The organism is Bacillus haynesii (genome assembly GCF_001969855.1).
Taxonomy (GTDB): Bacteria; Bacillota; Bacilli; order Bacillales; family Bacillaceae; genus Bacillus; species Bacillus haynesii.
On sequence record NZ_MRBL01000013.1, the window covers coordinates 106,430 to 124,665 of the forward strand.

Consider the following 18,236-nt stretch of genomic DNA (forward strand, 5'->3'; position numbering starts at 1 on the left):
CATATTTGTCCCCTTTTAGTTTATAGTATAAAGGTAGACTATCACGCCACAGGAGGTATACTATGCTGCAAACGCCGATTGGCCGCCTTCGGTTGATGGGTTTTATTGAAGGCATGTCGCTTCTAATCCTGCTGTTTATCGCCATGCCGCTTAAATATTGGGCGGATTATCCGATGGCCGTTACGATTGTCGGATCGGTTCACGGCGGATTGTTTATTTTGTATCTGTTTGTTCTGTTGTATGCAACTTTTGTGCTGAGGTGGTCTGTGAAATGGCCGGCTGCCGGTCTTGTGGCCGCATTTGTTCCGTTCGGCAATTTCCTTTATGACCGGGGACTAAAAAAATATGATCAGTAAAAATCCGCCGGGAAACCCGGCGGATTTTTTGATCACTCATTTAAAAAGCGTTTCAGCTCTTCCTTGTTTTGTTCAAGATCTAAATCGAGGACTGCCCCGTATGTTGGATCGTCTTTGTTCGTAAATGATCCGTCAACCGGCAGCCTGAAACTTTTGGTTTCTTTTACGCTTCCGAGCAAAAAGTCTTTGCCGAGGGAGAAAATGACGCCGTTCGGAATGTTTGTTTCAATATACGGATCGACGAGCCCCCACAGCTTCGGAAGCTGAGCGATATTTCCGATGCTCACCGCTTCTTTTTGAAGCTTTGAAAAGACTTCTTGCTGCCTTCTGACCCGTCCAAAATCGCTTTCTCTGTCATGCCTGAACCGGACATAGCCCAGCAGCCTATCACCGTGAAGAACTTGTTTTCCCGGCTGCAGTGTCATGCCGATTCCGTACGACATTTTTTTCGGAACGTCGACTTCGATGCCGTCAGGCGCCACCGCGTCAACGATTTTGGCAAAACCTTTAAAATCGATGATGGCGTAATAGTTAATGTCCAAATCAAAGGATTCTTTTAATGTTTTTCTGACGAGTTCCGGGCCTCCGTATGCATAAGCCGCATTGACTTTTTGCTTGTCATATCCCGGGATGTCGACATAGCTGTCCCTCATAATCGAAATCAATTTAGGCTGTTTCTGTTTTTTATTATAATGGATGACCATCATGGAGTCAGACCTTGAATGGTCTTCCCCTCTTGAATCGATCCCCAGTACGAGGATGTTCACTTCATCAAGATCAGAGCCTTCCCCGTTAAATTCAAACTGACCGTCTTCTTTAAAATCTCCGTCAGATTCGGATAAGCCTTTTTTGTATTCAAAGTAGGTATAACCCGCTGCTGCTATGATAACCAGCAAAGTTAATGTGAACAGGCGCTTTATGATTTTTCGCCTTTTTCTTTTCGGTTTTCTTACTCTTACTCTAACCCTCTCCACTTTTATCACCGCCACACATAAGACTATCACAGGATGAAACAGCGGGCAATTAATAAAAGAAAGATCAGGCTGTCTAATCCTGTCGAAAAAGATAATCTTTTGTTTTTATTTGTTTCATAATGTAACAAAAATGATCGAATTTTGATCTTTTCGTCAAAAATCGACTACATCCACTTCGTCATCCATGCGATATAGTAAGAAGCGGGGATAAATAGAACTTGGGCAAAAATCGTCCCGGCCACCCTCGATGTTGCCATCGTGATCGAAGCCCATTTCAAATAGGTATAGCTCCGCTTCCCTTTTGCTACATCATCTGCAAGTACCGACACCTTCGGATCGACAAACAGCGCCAGCAGCATCGTTGCAACCCCGTTGACAAGGCCGGAGGCCATCACCGCGGTCGTATGCCTTTCGGGCACGAGGACGCCCGCATAAAGAGCGGCAAGAACGCCGATTGTATAAATCGCCGTGATGACCATGTTCAAGACAAACAGCCGTTTCGGTATATAGCGGAACCGAAAGTCTTTCACATATTCCAGGCTCGGTCTTTTTGCATAATGCTTTGCATGCTTGAAGATTTTTTTTGAAAACGCCTTGCGAAACACTTGCAAAACGGAGCCGTTTTCCCCTGCCAAATGAACAATCGCTCTCGAAAATACGGCGACGAATGTCGGCAGAAGCAGCATTCCGAAAATTGTGCCGACGGTTGAACCAAAGATCAAAAACCGAAATTGGCTGCCGACGAGAGAAAGCGCATCCGCCCCCGCGACATCGACGAGCTTTCCCGTCACAGGCTGCTGAACCATATTTGACATTCTCGAGACGATGACCATCACATTAAATAATGACAGAGCCGATGCGATAAATCCGACTCTCGCGCCTGACAGCCGGGTAGCGTATGCGAGTGTTTCGATGGAATGAATCAATAACAGAAAACAAAAAATCAATAGTACCTTAGATGTTAAAAAGTCCATTTTCTTTCCTCCAGTCTATAGGTAAGACTGTTTTCAAAACGCAAACGTTTCGGTAAATCAAAAACCGCCCCGGCAAAAGCCGAAGCGGTCTCAATTATCATATTTATTCGAGCAAATAAATCATCATCCGCTGCCAAAGGCGGTCATTTGAATTTCGTAAAAGATCAGCATCTATCGTTCCGAGCGAAAGTAAACACCATGGAATTTCTGATACAAGACAACGAAAGCCCTACCTCTCATTCGTCCTTGCGGCTCCGAAGCCGCGCCAGTGTGAATTGTGAAACAAAAAGTCTTTTTTCCCTCTATCCTGTTAGGGGCGGGTCAGAGGAAGACATTAGCATCTTCTAAGAAAGAAAAAAGAAGTTTACTTCCCATTTATTTGCTCTTTTGTGTGTTCCTGTTTTTTATTATACTACAGTTCGTCCTTCATGACAAACTGCCTGATCACAGCGTGCTACAGGTCAAGCGTGACCGGGGTGCTTTCACCTTCATTCATCAGTCTGATTTCCGAAGGCTCAATCTCAAGCACGGTCAAGTTCGGATCGTCCTTTCCGTCAAACCATCGCTCAAGCCTTTCATCCCAGATTTTGTCCTTTAAATCTTTTGAATGGTTGAGCTTTGCCGTACCTGTGATTTCAAGGTATGCATCGCCTAATCCTTCGCCGTTATAACCCAACAGCACGTGAACGTTCGGATTGTTATCAATTTCTTCCGCCTTGTGCGTCTCATCGCTTGTCGGTGTATAAAGCGTCAGCCCGTCGTGGAAAAAGGTCATGTAGCGGGAATGAGGCTTGCCGCTTTCGACCGTTGCAAGCGAACCGATTTTATGATGATCGAGAATGTCGAGCACCTTGTTCTTCAATTGCTGCTGATCCATTTTGAGTTCCCTCCTTTATCGTCTCCACTGTTACTTTTCCACAATGTCTTGTATATTAAACAATTGAATGGAGGTTTTTGACGTGAATATTTTCATATCGTTTGATGCCGATGCTGATATGGGCTACATTGCTTTGACGGAAAGCCGTGCCGGATCTGCCGCAGCAACCGATGAGATCGGCAACACGGCTTTAACTGCAGACTTTGACCGTCATCAGCGGATCATCGGTGTCGAATTTCCGGGGGAGGCGGCTCCGGAAATGGCGCGGCTTGGAACGCTGACCGGCAGAAAACACAAACTTGAATCGGCTTTCCTAAACGGTGCCCGCGTTCAGCGGTTTCGACCGACGGCACAGGAAGCGGTCAAAACGCTTGGTGTGAACGGTGTTCTGTTTTATTTTGCCGATCATGACGGACGGCACTTCATCGGCTTTGATGTGATGGATCGGGTAGAAAAAAGCGAATGAGATAGACTCCCATTCGCTAAATTCTCGGGTCTGTGAACACATCGTGATCATCAGTGCTTGTTGAAGAAAACTCCGTGACTACCGCACCTTCACTCCCCGCTTTAAACCAATGTTTCGTGTCCGGCGGAATCGTGTACTGTTCACCGGGCGTGAGCTGAATTTCGTGCCAAACGGTGAAATGCTCGATATCCTCTTGCGGCGGCATAACAGCCGGAACTTCCGTTTTTTCTCCTTCTACATACAAATACACTTTTCCGTATCTGCACCTGAATGTCTCTTCCTTCCCTTTCTGCCCGTCTACAGGTGGATGCCGGTGTTCGGGGCATGTTTGTTCAGGGAATAATACAAGCTCTTTGGCGCAGTAGCGGTCTGTGTTGACATAGACGAACAGCTGAAGCCCCAGCTTATTCAGCTTATTTAAACCGTAGTCCATGATTTGGATGTTTTCTTTATCAGCGTCGCTCAGCACGATGCCCGCTTTTTCATAGTATTCGATTACGTCTTCCTTTGTCACCTTCACACGAGCTTCCCCCTTTTATGTCGTGATAAAGTCTCCGCCGTTGACGTGGAGGGTCTGCCCTGTCATATACGAAGAATCGTCAGATGCTAAAAGCACATAGCAGCCGACATGGTCGACCGGCTGACCGGGACGGCCCATCGGTGTATTTGTACCGAACTTCGCCACTTCCTCCCCTGAAAATGTGGACGGGATCAGCGGCGTCCAAATCGGTCCCGGTGCAACGGCATTGACACGGATGCCGTCTTTGACGAGCGCCTGTGACATCGACCGTGTAAATGCATTGATCGCACCTTTTGTTGCCGTGTAGTCAATCAGCTGCGGATTGCCCCGGTAAGGGTTGATCGATGTTGTATTGATGATCGTGCTGCCCGGCTCCAAATAATCAATCGCTTTTTTTGTAAAGTAGAAATAAGAGAAGAAATTTGTTTTAAATGTTTTCTCGAGCTGTTCACTGGAAATCTCTTTAATGCTGTCTTTAGGATGCTGTTCGGCCGCATTATTGACAAGAATATCAAGACGGCCCAGCTCCTTCACAGTCTGTTCAACCGCGTCATTGCAAAATGCTTCATCTCTGACGTCTCCGGGAAGCAGCAGGCATTTGACCCCCTCTTTTTCAACCCGCGCTTTCGTCTCCTGAGCGTCTTCGTGTTCATTCAAGTAGACGATCGAGATGTCCGCGCCTTCTTTAGCATAGGCAACGGCAACGGCCCTGCCGATTCCGCTGTCGCCTCCTGTGATCAGCGCGACCTTTCCTTTCAATTTATCCGTCCCTTTGTAATTTTCATCCTCATAGATCGGACGCGGGTTCATGACGCTTTCGATGCCGGGCTGGCCGTCTTGCGTCTGTGCCGGCTGTCCGTTTGTCTGCTGATTACGCAAATCCATTGTGATTCCTCCCTTTAGCTGATGTTACTACACTTTTAACCGGAGAAATTTTTGTTTAAACATGACCGTGTGCGATAAAAATGAAGAAAGCCCCGGGTTAACCCGGGGCTCTCACCACTCTTTATCCTGTATAAACCGGTGAAACAACACGTTCAGCCTTCCGTACAGCTGCTCGCGGTCTCCTGTCTGGTACGCTTTTATACTCTCATCACTTTCAATCATCGAAGAACTAATAAAGCTCAGAATCTCGGAACCTTCCGAAGACAGATCGGCCGGCGCCAGCATGATGAGCATCCGTGTCATCTTCATGGCGCTTCCGTCCATCCCTTTGATCTCGAACGGTTTGGACAGATCATAAGCTTTAAAGAGGGGAATCGCGGCCGCTTCGCTTTTTAAATGGAACAGTGCGAAGGCAGTACCGGGAATTCCGAGGCCCCCCTGCGCTTCTCTTTTCATGAGCCCGTCGGCCATTTGCTCTGCATCCGTAACCAGACCTTGATCTTCAAGGGTACTGCAAATGCGTTTGACCGTATGTTCCAGGCTTGATTCAGCTTCCAGCGTTTCAACCGTAAAATGGCTCAGTATATGTTGAATGCCGGCTGAATAATGGCCGATTTCCCGCGCAATTTGAAGCATATCGGGAAACGGCTCCGGCTTTTTGGGAGCCATCCGCTTTTTCCGAAGGATGAGCGGGATTTTTCGGGTGAGCTGGTGTTTGATCTGTTTCACATCTTCCGTGTCAAGGAGCGGACTGACGGTAACGCAGTCAATGTTTTCATACGGGATCGGTACGGTTGAAACGATGATGTCATAGGCACCGGTATTTTTCGTCTTCAGCTCCATCAGCGAGGATATTTCAAAGGAAGCGATTTCAGGAAGCTCTTTTTTCAGCCGCGAGGCCAGCATCTTTGATGAACCGATTCCGCTCGAACAAATCACGAGCGCGCTAATGTCCACTTTTTGTTTGCTCATTTCAAGCGCCGATCCAAAGTGAAGAACGATAAAAGCAATTTCTTCATCTGGAAACCGGATTTCCGGAAAAAATGTTTCGACGCCTTCCTCTATGGCCATATATAAGAGAAAATAATCTTTTTTGACCTGTTCTGTTAACGGATTATGCACTGACATCTTTTCTTTGATCCGGATGATCGCCGGTTCAAGGTGGGCGATTAATCCTTCATAAAGCGAATGATTGCCGGTTAAGTTCATGCCCGTTTTTTGCGAGATGAAATCGATCAGCTTTTTCGTCCTGAGCGCAGTATCCAGCTCGATATCTTCCGCTCTGTAGTCGATTTTGAAGCTTTTGTTGGCGCTTCTTAAATGCATCGTAATATACCCCGCCTCAGCTTCGGGGATCTTCACGTGAAACGCATCTTCAAGCGCCTTTGCAAGCGCAAGCGCCAGTTCAAACTCTTTCGTACGCTTCAGATCCGCCAATTCTTCTTCATTCATATTGATCATTTCACCGAGCTGTATCCGCTCGATCGCAAACGTCAAGTGGACGACGAGAGCGATGTATGCACTGTCGGAAAGGGAAAGTCCATACTTTTCTTTCATCTGAAACAGCACTTTTTCCGCTTTCAGCAATTTCCCCCTGCTGACGACACCGAATATTTTCTCCGGCGCTTCGTTCTTGCCTTTAATATTCATTTCGATCGTTTCCAGAAACTGCTGAACATCGAGCTTGTCGGCCATCAAGTTTCCGACGATTTTTCGCTTGGCGTCCTCCGGCCCCCTCAGCTCTATGCCGTAGCCTCTTTTTCTGATCAGCGAAAGGCCGAACGGAGCGATCCACTTCTCCAACTCGTCAAGATCATTGCTGATCGTAGCCGTCGTCACCTGCAAGTCATTGGCGATTGTATAAAGCTTGATCGGCTCTCCTGCTTCAAGCATCGCGCATAAAATCAATAGCTTTCGTTCATCGGCACTGTATTCGACATGGCTGTCCCGGGACAGATCTTCAAGAAGCTGCTGTTTATCTCCGTAGGCTCCGACCAGTTTCAAGCCTTTTCCCGGCTGCTTATCAAGCTGAAGACTGTACTTGTCCAGAACGGATTTAACCGCTTTAAGTTCGCGGTGAACCGTTCTTGTGCTGACTTCAATATAGTCGGCAATTTCATTGACCTTGAGATAACGGTTTTGATGCAAAAGGTATTTCAACAATTTTTGTTCCCTTGCTGTCATATACATAAAACGCCGCCTCCGGTGTTGTCGTTTTTGCGGGGGATGAAAGGGGGTCCGGCGGTTGAAACGGTATCCCTATCATAAAACGCTGCTAAAAAATCTTCAATTCAAACTAATTCATTTTTTATTAAAATCTGTGCAAATACTTTTCAAGAAGTGAAGAAACATCAGCTCACAGCTGATGTTTCTAGGTTAGGTTGCATCTGCACCGCCCTGTTCATACGTTCTGTTTTCGGCAGCCCCCGCCCGGCTGCCGAACTTCTCCCGATTCTATCTAAAGCTATGCTTTCAAATGGCTGATGACCAGTTTGAATAAAGAATGATCCTCTTCGAGTCCGCATACGTCACGAAGCACGCCTTCATAGCCTTTTTCAGCGATCATGCTCTGAAGCTGAACGGCTTCCGGATCATCGGCACAATCAAACTGCAACGCCAAGGAAATCCCTTCTGCAAGGCGGACAGGTTCAAAGCCGAGGTCGCAAAGCTTCCGGGCCGGACTGACAAGACGGTCATCCTTGCCAAGCTTGCGAAGCGGCGATCTGGCCACACGGGTGACATCGTCTGACAGGCATTCATTTTCAAAGCGGCCGATAATTTTTGTCATATATGCCCGGTGTTCTTCCTGTGTAAAATCGTATGTTTGAACAAGGTACCGGCCTGTTTCTTCAAGCGCGCCTGCGACCGTTTGGCGGACCTCCGGGTGATGAATAGCGTCTTTTATTGTCTTCAAACCTTTCTTATAGCCGGCATACGCCGCCATGGCATGTCCGGTATTGACCGTAAACAGCTTTCTTTCGATGAATGGCGCGAGATCCGTTACGTATGTCACGCCCTCAATATTCGGCACTTTTCCGGCGAATTCCGTTTGATCGACGGCCCATTCGAAAAAAGGCTCAACCGTTACTTTCAACAGATCATCATGATGCTGGATCGGCACGATTCTGTCGACTGCCGAGTTCGGAAAGCCGACTGAATCGCTGATTGCGGCGCGCTCCGTTTCAGTTAAGCGGGCAAAAATTTCCTCGCGAAGATGAGCGCTGCCTCCGATCATATTCTCGCAAGCTATGATATTTAAAGGCTGTGTGTTTATTTTCATCCGGCGCTTCAGACCTTCTGCAATCGGCTCTGCGATCAATTTAAGTACCGCAGGGCCCACCGCTGTGGTGACAAGGTCGGCTTTCGCTATCAAATCATACAATTCGTCAAGCTGGGTCGCACTGTTGATCCCCCGCACCGGGCCAATCGTTTCCTGCTTCCTTCCGGCGTCGGCCAATTCGACGGTATAGCGGCCCTTGTCGTTCAATTCATTGATCACGGCATCGTTTACATCGGCGAACACGACATCATATCCCGATTTACAGAGCAAGGCTCCGATAAATCCGCGGCCGATGTTCCCCGCACCGAAATGCAGTGCAATCATATCTGGTCACCTTCTTCAAATACCGCCATTAACTCATCTTCATTTTTCGCATTGATGATCCGTTCGACATTGTCCGCTTCTGAGCAGACGATCGCAATCTTTGACAAAATCTCCAAATGCTCATCATTTTTCCCGGCAATGCCAAAGATCACTTTAGCAATATTGCCATCGCCGTATTCGACACCTTCCGGAAGCTGGATAACGGATATTCCGGAATAAAGAACATCCTGCTTGCTATCTTCCGTACCATGCGGAATAGCGATTGCGTTCCCCATGTAAGTGGAAGTGAGGCCTTCCCTCTCCAACATTTTCTCGATATAATCCGCGGTCACATAGCCGGCGTCAACCAGCGCCTTTCCAGCCAGCCTGATCGCTTCTTCCTGCGTTGCGGCAGATTGATTGAGATGAATGTTTTCTTTTGCAAGTACTGGTTTCATTGGGAAATCACTCTCTTTCATACATGTTGGGTGAGCCTGCTTGACAGGCTCACGGGTTCTCAAACTTTATTTTTTAAGCTGATTGATCAGTTCGTCGTATTTTGGACTGTTAAGGAAATTTTCCACCGATATGTGTCTGGCATTAGGAAGCTTCACTTTTGCGCGTTCCGTTAAGTCTTTATGCGTGATGACGATGTCGGCATCTTCCGGCAGATTATTGATCGATGTATTGGATACGTCGATATCGAGTTCCGCTTTTTTGACTTTGTTTTTCAAAATGGATGCCCCCATCGCACTGGAGCCCATTCCGGCATCGCACGCGAAAATGATCTTGCCGACATTTTCATACGGAGCCGCTGTTTCTTCCGCTTGATCAGCCGAAGTCAATTCAGAAACGGCCTGGCTCTTCTTCCCTTTCATTTGCTGCATTTTTTCCGCTGCAGCCGTTAAATCTTCATCGCCGGCTTTAGACGTTTTCAAAATCAAAGAAGCTACAATGAATGAAACGGCTGTTGCGACGAGAACACCAAGGATCACGCCGATATGGTTACCTTTCGGCGTCATCGCCAGCACAGCAATAATGCTTCCCGGTGAAGGAACAGCAGCCAGCCCCGCATTAAAGATGGAGAACGTCAGCACACCGCTCGCTCCGCCCGCTATTGCAGCCAAGATTAACAGCGGTTTCATCAGAATGTAAGGGAAGTAAATTTCGTGAATCCCGCCAAGGAAATGAATCACTGCAGCGCCCGGAGCGGTCTGCTTTGATGTACCTTTTCCGAAAATCATGTAAGCTAAAAGAATCCCGAGACCCGGTCCTGGGTTCGCCTCTAAAAGGAATAAAATCGATTTTCCTGCCTGGGCGGCCTGCTCAATACCGATCGGGCTCAAAATACCGTGGTTAATCGCATTGTTAAGGAAAAGAACTTTCGCAGGCTCTACAAAAATACTTGCGAGTGGAAGCAGATTCGCATTGACGATCACTTCCACGCCGGCCGCCAATGTTTTGTTCAAGCCGAGCACCACCGGACCGATTGCAAGAAAGCCAAGCACTGCCAGAATGAAGCCGAGAATTCCGGCTGTAAAGTTGTTGATCAGCATTTCAAATCCGGATCGGACCTTATCTTTGAAAAGCCTGTCCGTCAGTTTCATCAGGTAGCCGCCCAGCGGCCCCATGATCATCGCGCCGAGGAACATCGGAATGTCCGCGCCGACGATAACGCCGATCGCTGCAGTCGCACCGACGACGCCTCCGCGGTGGTCGTACACCATCTTACCGCCCGTGTATCCGATCAAGAGCGGCAGCAAAAATTTGATCATCGGATCAACCAATGAAGCAAGCGCTTCATTCGGCATCCATCCCGTCGGAATAAACAGGGCGGTAATGATCCCCCATGCGATAAATGCACCGATATTCGGCATGATCATTCCGCTCAAATAGCTTCCGAAACGTTGAATCTTTACTTTGAAATCTGGATTTTGTCTTTCTTCCATTTCATAACCCTCCTTTGTTGTCCTTTCAAGCCTGTGATAAAAAATGATGTCGAATAATGTCGGCTCCTTGTCTCTATATTAAAACGCTTACAGATGACTGCTCAATTGAAAGAAAACGGCACTTTGGCAGGAGCCGTGTGACAAAATTTAATAGTTTCATTTTTTAGTCTGCTTTCGCTGCTGCGGCCGACTTGAGGAAAATAAAGGCTCGCTGACGATGCGCATAAAAAAGACCATTCCTGATTGGAATGGTCTTTCCAGATTGTTGACAAAATCCTAAAACGGTTTTCAGTTTTAGGATTTTGTCACCCTTTCAGCGTGATTGAAAACCCTTGCAGTCTAGGAAGGCCGAGCATCGGAGCGCAGCGAATGTTGGAATTCGTGAGCACCGACGCGCAGGCCTGACAACGAATGCGAGGGTTTCTCGACACGCTGAAAAGACCATTCCTGATTGGAATGGTCTTTCTTCATCATATTCAGCTTTTCATCGGTCCGTAGCCTGCCGCTCTCAGCTTTTCCGCCATCGCTTCATACCCTCTGCTGTTTGGATGCACACGGTCAATTGACAAATATTCTTTTTCGCGTCCTTTAACGACAGCATAAGTATCGATCACCTTGATTTGCGGAGCAGACTCGAGCTGCTTTAAGTGCCTGTTAAAGCCGGAAATCCATTTGTCCGCTAATTCAATTGATGGAAAAGGGTTGTATAAATTGAGAAGACGGACGAGGTAACGCGTATCTTTGTCTCCCTTTATGTCTTTGATTTTCTCAAGCATGCCTGAGTAGTTTTTCTGACAGTGGGAAGAAGCTTCCAAAAAGACGTGTTCATCCTTTTCTTTTTCATAGATCTCCAGCGATTGCAGAAGGTCATTGCCGCAGCCCGTTATCGTGATGACGTCCGCTTTTTTGACCTGTTCCATGATGAACGGCTCGTTCAGCATTGCTAAAATGTCCGACGTCTCAAGACCCGATTTCGCAAATACAAGCAAAGAAACTTCTTCGTTCAAATCCTCTTCGATTTTCCTTTTATAGCGCTGGACAAATCCCGGCTCAAACAAACCTGCACCGACCCCGACGGTTAGAGAATCGCCGAGAGCCGTATATTGAAGCGTCATATCCTTTCCCCCTCCGATATGCCGTTTTTTCGCGGCAGCTACCATATATGTACTCGGCAGAGGCTCGAAAGGATACTTTTCTTTTTTCCTAAAAACCTAATTTTCTCGAGATGTCAAGCGCCGCCTTTTTCACTCTTTCGGTCAAGTAAGGAAGACGGTCTTTCTGAAAGCGGGCTTCAAACCCGGCGATGCTGATCCCGGCCACGACTTCGCGCTTATGATTAAAAATCGGCGCGGCAATCGCGGAGGTGTAGTCTTCGAGCTCCGAATGACTGACCGTGCAGCCGCTCCGGTACGATTCGTCCAAAATGCGGATCAGCTCGGTCTTATCCCGGATCGTGCCGGAAGCGATCGGCACGAGCTCTGTTTTTTTGATATAGGCATCCCGCTCCTCTTCAGGCAAAAACGTCAGAATGCTTCTCGCACAGGCTCCGGCATATAAAGGGGACCGCCTCCCGATCGCTGTATAGAGACGAACGGTCTGCGTGCCCTCAATTTTTTCTATATACATCGCTTCATTCCCCTGCCTTACGATTAAATGGACGGCTTCATCCACGTCATCGCGGAGTTCTTCCATGATAGGCAGAGCGATTTTTCGAATATCAAGCCTTTCTGAAACAAGGTGGCCGTATTGCAAAAACAGCAGTCCTAAAGCATACATCCCGTTCTCATCACGGTCGAGAAACCCCATTTCTTCGAGAGAACAAACCATGCGGTAGACAGATGTTTTCGGCATGCCTGTCAGCTCAATCATGTCGCCCAGTGAGAGCCTTTCTCTCACCAGGAACAGATTGAGCAGGGTCATGGCTTTGACAACTGTTTTGTTTTTATGTTCCATGCCTTCCCCCTCCTGATACACATCACACCTATCATAACATGTATTCAAGCTTCAATCGGGCAGAAAGTTCGCTGATTTTTGTCTCCCGTTCGATGTAAATGCGCTCTGCTTCCCGAAGGCTGACAAGCTGAAACTGCACCTGCTCGCCCGGCATCATCTGCGTGACCTGCGAAAAATCGGCGGATGCGATATGGGCGATTCTCGGATATCCGCCCGCTGTCTGCCTGTCTGCGAGAAGAACGATCGGATTGCCGTCTGGCGGCACCTGAATCGTTCCGAACGATACCGCTTCAGAGATCATTTCCAGAGGCTGAGTGAGTTCGAGCGCTTCTCCTTGAAGACGGTACCCCATCCGGTCGGATTTGGCCGTCACCCGGAATGTATCCGCGAAAAAGCGCTCTTGCGATGATGAGGTGAAGCAAGCGAACTGATCGCCTTTGATGACACGAATGACCGGATTCTTTTTTAACGGGAGAAAATATTTGCGGTCGACAGCCCACTTCGGAGCCGCAAAGCCCCGGCCCTTGCCATGGTCTTCGAGCTTCCTGTGCATCGCTTCCGACAACGGCGTCGGGCAGCCTAGCGATAACACGTCTCCCTTTTGAAGCGCTCTTCCTTGAAACCCGCCGAGCCCTGCTCTGACATATGTGCTTTTGCTTTCCATAACAGGCGGCACATCAATCCCCCCGGCCACCGCCATGTATGCACGGCTTCCACGCTTGCACATGCCGAATGTCAACACGCTGCCTTCTTTGATGAAAACCGGACGCCAAAGCGGGACTTCTTCGTCATTTACCATCAGTGAAAAGTCAGCGCCCGTCACCGCTATAAGAGCCGGTTTTTGAAAGCGGAGAGACGGCCCCGGTCCCATCAGCGTCACTTCAAGCGCAGCTTCGTTCTGGCTGTTCCCCGCAAGCAAATTGGCAATCCGTAAAGAATCGGCATCCATGGCACCGCTGACAAGCACGCCGTATTTTTGAAAACCTGCGCGGCCCAAGTCTTGAACCGTCGTCATCAGACCCGGCTTTAACACTTCTATGCTCAAGATTTTCCCTCCTTCAGCGCGTGATACTCCTCTTCTGTCACGCTGACAAATTTCACGATATCCCCTGCTCTCAGAAGGCTCGGAGGCTGTTCATAAGGCTTGAATAATTCAAGCGGTGTATTGCCGATCAGCTGCCAGCCGCCCGGCGTTGAAAGGGGATAGACGCCTGTTTGCATACCGGCGATTCCCACAGAACCGGCGGGAATCGAAGTCCGCGGAGATGACCGCCGCGGCGCGGCTATCTTTTCAGACATTCCGCCCAGGTAAGGGAAGCCCGGCGCAAAGCCGATCATATAAACGAGGTACTCACCCGAGGTGTGAATATCGATGACTTCCTCTGCAGTCAGTCCGTTGATGTCGGCCACTTCCTCCAAATCAGGGCCGAAACGGCCGCCGTAACATACCGGAATTTCCACCGTACGCCGATTTGTTTCTTCTTCCATTGTGAGCTCTTGGAGATGATGTTCGATGAGGGCTTTTACCTTTTCATACGGAGAATCAACAGCCTTGCCGCTCTCCATCTTGCGGTATACTTCAAATGGCTGATAGAAAACGGTCACACTCGTGAAAGCCGGCACACACTCAATAAAACCGGGAAACGGATCGTTTTCAATCCGCTTTGTCAGCGCGCTGACAACACGGTGCGTCTGTTCGCTTATTCCCTCTCCGAGCTGAATGATAACCGCGGAGTCGCCGAGCGGAGACATTGTCACATTCGATAGATTTTTCAATTCTGTTTCACCTTGCCTTTCATCCCCTTAAATCAAAAATCAATACAGATAAACCGCTCTGTATTGATTTTGAAATCCTATAACACACCAAATTGTTCATCCCGAACGTCGGTAACCAGCATATGGCCGGGCGAATGCGTAATCATCAGCTCCGGCTTTACGTGCATTGCGACAGCCTGAGGGGTGACGCCGCAAGCCCAGAATACCGGAACTTCCCCTTTTTTTATCGTGACCGCATCGCCGAAATCGGGTGATGTGATGTCTGTTATACCGATGGTTTCAGGACTGCCGATATGGACAGGCCCTCCGTGAACGGCGGGAAACCTTGATGTAACCTGAACGGCACGCACCGCCTGCTCTTCCGGAACCGGCCTCATGCTGACGACCATCGGCCCTTGAAAACGGCCTGCCGGGACACAAGGAATATTCGTTTGATACATCGGAACATTTCGCTTTTCTTCAATGTGTCTGACAGGGATTCCGTTATTGATTAACGCTTGTTCAAACGTAAAGCTGCAGCCGATTAAAAACCCGACCATGTCGTCTTCCCATAAAGAAGAGATGTCTGTCACTTCATCCGCCAATTCGCCACGCTTGTATACGCGGTATTTTGGAAAATCGGTGCGGATATCGGCGTCCGGCGCTGTGATGGACGGAACCGGAGATCCGGGATCTGTGACATCGAGAATCGGACACGGCTTTTGATTGCGCTGGCAAAACAGCAAAAACTCAAAAGCGAGCTCTTTTTTCAAAATCACCAGGTTTGCCTGGGTAAAACCCCCGGCCATGCCGGCTGTCGGACCCGTTATTTCCCCTTTTCGAATCAGGGCCCTGACTTCGTCAGGACGCATTTCATTTACATGACGCAACGAGATCATCCCCATAACTTAGGAATTTCATTGATTAACGTATAGCCTCCCATGATAGCCATGACAATAACGACCAGAATACCCGGAATTGTAAGCCAAATCGGATGCCTGTAGTCGCCGATGACATTCTTCTTATGCGCACCGATCAAAAGAGAGCCGAGTGCGATCGGCAAGATTAAACCGTTTAATGCGCCGGCAAGAACGAGAAGGTTGACCGGCTTTCCAATTGTTACAAAACAAAGCGTTGATACAATAATAAAGACAATAATAATGCCGCGCGAATTCTTTTCGATTTTCGGAGAAAACGTTTTAAAGAATGATACGGACGTATAAGCAGCGCCGATTACAGATGTAACGGCAGCGCCCCACATGACGAGGCCGAAGATTTTGTAGCCGATATTTCCCGCAGCAAGCTGGAAGACAGATGCCGGCGGGTTATCCGGATTAATCTGCAGGCCTTTTGAGACGACTCCAAGTACGGCGAGGAAAAGCGCAATCCTCATGACAGATGTAATCAAAATGCCGGAAACAGAGCTTTTCGTTACTTCAGGAATCGCATCCTTCCCTTTAACACCCGCATCAAGCAAACGGTGTCCGCCGGCAAATGTAATGTATCCGCCGACTGTACCGCCGACAAGCGTCACAATTGCAAGAATGTCGATATTATCAGGCATGATCGTCTTCGTTACCGCTTCTCCAACCGGAGGTCCGGTTGTAACCGCGACGTACACCACCAGCAAAATCATGACAAAGCCCGCGATCAGCGTAAACCGGTCCATCGCTTTTCCCGCTTCTTTAATGACGAAGATCAAGACCGCGATGACGGCGCTGATGATGGCTCCCGTCTGCGGTGTAATACCGAATAAAACCTGCAGGCCGAGACCGGCACCTCCGATATTGCCGATGTTGAAAGCAAGCCCGCCCAGAACGACGAGAAAGGCGATGACATAGCCCAGTCCCGGAAAGACGAGGTTGGCGATTTCCTGCCCTCTTTTTTCAGAAACCGCAATGATTCTCCACACATTGGTTTGGACGAAAATATCTAAAATGATGGAAACGAGGATGACAAAGCCGAAGCTTGCAGCCAAGCTCTGTGTAAATACTGTGGTTTGCGTTAAAAATCCCGGCCCGATTGAGGATGTGGCCATTAAAAAAGCGGCGCCCAAAAGCAACGTCCAGTTGCTTGATGACGCTTTTGTTTTTTTATTTTGTTTCAAATGGTATTCCTCCTTTTGTCAACATCATGTAGAAAAAGCTTGTATTTTAATATCTGCTGCTCTGAGTTCACGGCGGATTTTTTTCGCAAACTGAAGCGCGTGTGCACCATCTCCATGAATGCACACCGTATCTGCTTTAAGGCTGACATCCGTTCCTTGCAGGCTGCGGACTTTACCTTCTTTCACCATGCGGATCACCTGACCGACGGCTTCATCATCATCATGAATCAGCGCATCATTCTGCCGGCGGGAAGTCAGCGTTCCGTCTTCCTGATATGTACGGTCGGCGAACACTTCGTGAGCCGTTTTCAAACCGGCTCTTTCACCGGCAAGCACAAGTTCGCTTCCCGCCAAACCGAATAAAATCAGTTCCGGGTCTGTTTGAGAAACTGCACGCGCGATCGCATCCGCCAGTTCCCGGCTTTGCGCCGCCATATTATAAAGTGCGCCATGGGGTTTCACATGCTGCATGGTCACGCCTTCGGCCTTTAGAAACCCTGAAAGTGCACCAATTTGATACACGACAAGATCGTATGCTTCTTCAGGTGTAATCGCCATATTGCGGCGCCCGAATCCCGCTAAATCGGGAAGTCCCGGATGCGCGCCGATTTTCACGCCTTTTTCCGCTGCCATTTTGACGGTTTTGCGCATGACGCCAGGGTCTCCGGCGTGAAATCCGCAAGCGATGTTGGCTGATGTAACAAATTCGAGAATCTCCTCATCCAGCCCGATTTTATAAGCGCCGAAGCTTTCTCCAAGATCGCAGTTTAAATCAACTTGATTCATCAAATCCCCCCTATATATTGATGCACATTCGGTCGAATTTTAGTATACGCCTCGTTTTGTTCCGATTTTCGGAACCTTAATTCCGAATAATCAAACTTGAATTGATTATATCAAGGATTTGCCCGCTTGGCATCATATTGTTAGAAAACCTCACATAAAATAAATCGTTTTACCTAAAAACTTTTAGCTGAAATACCTGATTTCATAAGGGTTTTTCAGCTCATGAATATTTTTTATTTTGCACAAAAAAAAGAGCCGCAAATCGGCTCTTTTTTCGGCTAGGACAATACCCAATGCCTGATCGCTTTTGCGACTCCGTGTTCGATATTGGAATCCGTAACCCAGTCCGCGGTTTCTTTGACGATTTCCTGGGCGTTCCCCATGGCAACGCCTAAACCCGCTTCTTTGATCATGGCGATATCATTTAAACTGTCTCCGACCGCCATCACATGTTCCATCGTAAAGCCGAGGCGCTCGCATACTTTTGCCAAAGCGGCCGCTTTATTGATCCCGATGGCGTTGACTTCAATATTGGTCGGGCTTGAATTGGTGACTTCCAATTCTTTGTTCTTTTTCAGCTCTTCCAGGACCCGGCTTCTGACGTCGTCATCCGGAATGTCAAAGCCGAATTTCAACCATTCATACGCCTGAATATCCTCGGGAAACTCGCCTCTCCACACTTTATCGACGCTGGCGGCCCAGAAGTCGGTGTTGTGCAGATTGCGCAAATCCCACATCATTTGGACATGATCGGGATGAAGCAGCTGGCGCTCGACCAGGTTGAAAGACGAATCCCAGATTTCACTGCCGTTTGCCGTGATCAAAAAAGAAGACAGCTCGAGCGACTCCGCCAACTCCCGGCACGTCATCAGCGTCCGCCCGGTGCTAAGCACGACATAAACCCCTTTTTCTTCGGCTTCTTTAATCGCTTTTCTGTTTTCATCAGAAATGGTCTGTTCGTCATTTAAAAGTGTTCCATCCATATCCAGAGCTACTAGCTTCACATCGATTCGATCTCTTTGACTGACTGTCACGATATTTAAGATACCTC

19 protein-coding genes are annotated in these 18,236 nt (G+C 48.3%); 2 read left to right on the forward strand and 17 right to left on the reverse strand.

The features are described 5' to 3' along the window. Positions 1-62 precede the first annotated feature (62 nt). Entirely contained in the window at positions 63-356 is a 294-nt protein-coding gene (locus tag BTA31_RS11870; RefSeq protein WP_003179046.1) for a DUF3817 domain-containing protein, read from the forward strand. Between the two features lie 32 nt (positions 357-388). Here the strand turns inward: BTA31_RS11870 and BTA31_RS11875 are convergent, their stop codons facing one another. From BTA31_RS11875 to BTA31_RS11885, 3 genes are all read right to left on the reverse strand, one after another. Beyond that, positions 389-1,330: an LCP family protein gene (locus BTA31_RS11875; protein WP_043926751.1), complete on the reverse strand. Its 942-nt coding sequence runs from the start codon at positions 1,328-1,330 to the stop codon at positions 389-391. 164 nt (positions 1,331-1,494) lie between these two features. Further along, positions 1,495-2,304 (reverse strand): lipid II flippase Amj family protein, encoded by an 810-nt coding sequence (locus BTA31_RS11880; protein WP_043926752.1) that lies wholly within the window; start codon positions 2,302-2,304, stop codon positions 1,495-1,497. Between the two features lie 454 nt (positions 2,305-2,758). After that, entirely contained in the window at positions 2,759-3,181 is a 423-nt protein-coding gene (locus BTA31_RS11885; RefSeq protein WP_043926753.1) for a pyridoxamine 5'-phosphate oxidase family protein, read from the reverse strand. 82 nt (positions 3,182-3,263) lie between these two features. Between BTA31_RS11885 and BTA31_RS11890 the strand changes: the two genes are divergently transcribed. Beyond that, on the forward strand, positions 3,264-3,647 hold the full coding sequence (locus BTA31_RS11890; RefSeq protein ID WP_043926754.1) for a DUF2283 domain-containing protein: 384 nt from the start codon (positions 3,264-3,266) through the stop codon (positions 3,645-3,647). 16 nt (positions 3,648-3,663) lie between these two features. Here BTA31_RS11890 and BTA31_RS11895 read toward each other — a convergent pair whose 3' ends face one another. From BTA31_RS11895 to BTA31_RS11960, 14 genes are all read right to left on the reverse strand, one after another. Further along, positions 3,664-4,167: a D-lyxose/D-mannose family sugar isomerase gene (locus BTA31_RS11895; RefSeq protein WP_076791763.1), complete on the reverse strand. Its 504-nt coding sequence runs from the start codon at positions 4,165-4,167 to the stop codon at positions 3,664-3,666. 15 nt (positions 4,168-4,182) lie between these two features. Then, positions 4,183-5,052 carry an SDR family oxidoreductase gene (locus tag BTA31_RS11900; protein WP_076791766.1) on the reverse strand — a complete coding sequence of 290 codons (870 nt, stop codon included), beginning with the start codon at positions 5,050-5,052 and terminating at the stop codon, positions 4,183-4,185. Between the two features lie 111 nt (positions 5,053-5,163). Further along, positions 5,164-7,242: a BglG family transcription antiterminator gene (locus tag BTA31_RS11905; protein WP_076791768.1), complete on the reverse strand. Its 2,079-nt coding sequence runs from the start codon at positions 7,240-7,242 to the stop codon at positions 5,164-5,166. Positions 7,243-7,516: 274 nt separating this feature from the next. Next, positions 7,517-8,656: a mannitol-1-phosphate 5-dehydrogenase gene (locus BTA31_RS11910; RefSeq protein ID WP_076791771.1), complete on the reverse strand. Its 1,140-nt coding sequence runs from the start codon at positions 8,654-8,656 to the stop codon at positions 7,517-7,519. Then, positions 8,653-9,093, reverse strand: coding sequence for a PTS mannitol transporter subunit IIA (locus BTA31_RS11915; RefSeq protein ID WP_043926761.1), 441 nt, complete (start codon positions 9,091-9,093; stop codon positions 8,653-8,655). Before BTA31_RS11915 ends, BTA31_RS11910 begins: the two co-directional genes overlap by 4 nt. A gap of 66 nt (positions 9,094-9,159) precedes the next feature. After that, complete coding sequence (locus BTA31_RS11920) at positions 9,160-10,584, reverse strand: PTS mannitol transporter subunit IIBC (protein ID WP_043926763.1); 1,425 nt, start codon at positions 10,582-10,584, stop codon at positions 9,160-9,162. Between the two features lie 476 nt (positions 10,585-11,060). Continuing rightward, a complete protein-coding gene (locus tag BTA31_RS11925) occupies positions 11,061-11,699 on the reverse strand; it encodes a GDSL-type esterase/lipase family protein (protein WP_076791774.1) in 639 nt (212 codons plus the stop codon). Between the two features lie 88 nt (positions 11,700-11,787). After that, on the reverse strand, positions 11,788-12,537 hold the full coding sequence (locus BTA31_RS11930) for an IclR family transcriptional regulator (protein ID WP_076791777.1): 750 nt from the start codon (positions 12,535-12,537) through the stop codon (positions 11,788-11,790). Positions 12,538-12,568: 31 nt separating this feature from the next. Then, positions 12,569-13,582, reverse strand: a complete 1,014-nt coding sequence (locus BTA31_RS11935; protein ID WP_076791779.1) for a 5-oxoprolinase subunit C family protein — start codon at positions 13,580-13,582, stop codon at positions 12,569-12,571. After that, a complete protein-coding gene (gene pxpB / locus BTA31_RS11940; RefSeq protein ID WP_076791996.1) occupies positions 13,579-14,289 on the reverse strand; it encodes a 5-oxoprolinase subunit PxpB in 711 nt (236 codons plus the stop codon). The genes BTA31_RS11935 and pxpB overlap by 4 nt, the downstream gene beginning before the upstream one ends. A 101-nt stretch (positions 14,290-14,390) precedes the next feature. Next, positions 14,391-15,191 carry a putative hydro-lyase gene (locus BTA31_RS11945; RefSeq protein ID WP_268307117.1) on the reverse strand — a complete coding sequence of 267 codons (801 nt, stop codon included), beginning with the start codon at positions 15,189-15,191 and terminating at the stop codon, positions 14,391-14,393. Continuing rightward, on the reverse strand, positions 15,188-16,399 hold the full coding sequence (locus tag BTA31_RS11950) for an NRAMP family divalent metal transporter (RefSeq protein WP_076791784.1): 1,212 nt from the start codon (positions 16,397-16,399) through the stop codon (positions 15,188-15,190). Before BTA31_RS11950 ends, BTA31_RS11945 begins: the two co-directional genes overlap by 4 nt. A 24-nt stretch (positions 16,400-16,423) precedes the next feature. Further along, complete coding sequence (gene pxpA, locus BTA31_RS11955) at positions 16,424-17,185, reverse strand: 5-oxoprolinase subunit PxpA (RefSeq protein WP_076791787.1); 762 nt, start codon at positions 17,183-17,185, stop codon at positions 16,424-16,426. Positions 17,186-17,463: 278 nt separating this feature from the next. Beyond that, on the reverse strand, positions 17,464-18,219 hold the full coding sequence (locus BTA31_RS11960) for a Cof-type HAD-IIB family hydrolase (protein WP_076791790.1): 756 nt from the start codon (positions 18,217-18,219) through the stop codon (positions 17,464-17,466). Positions 18,220-18,236: the final 17 nt, after the last annotated feature.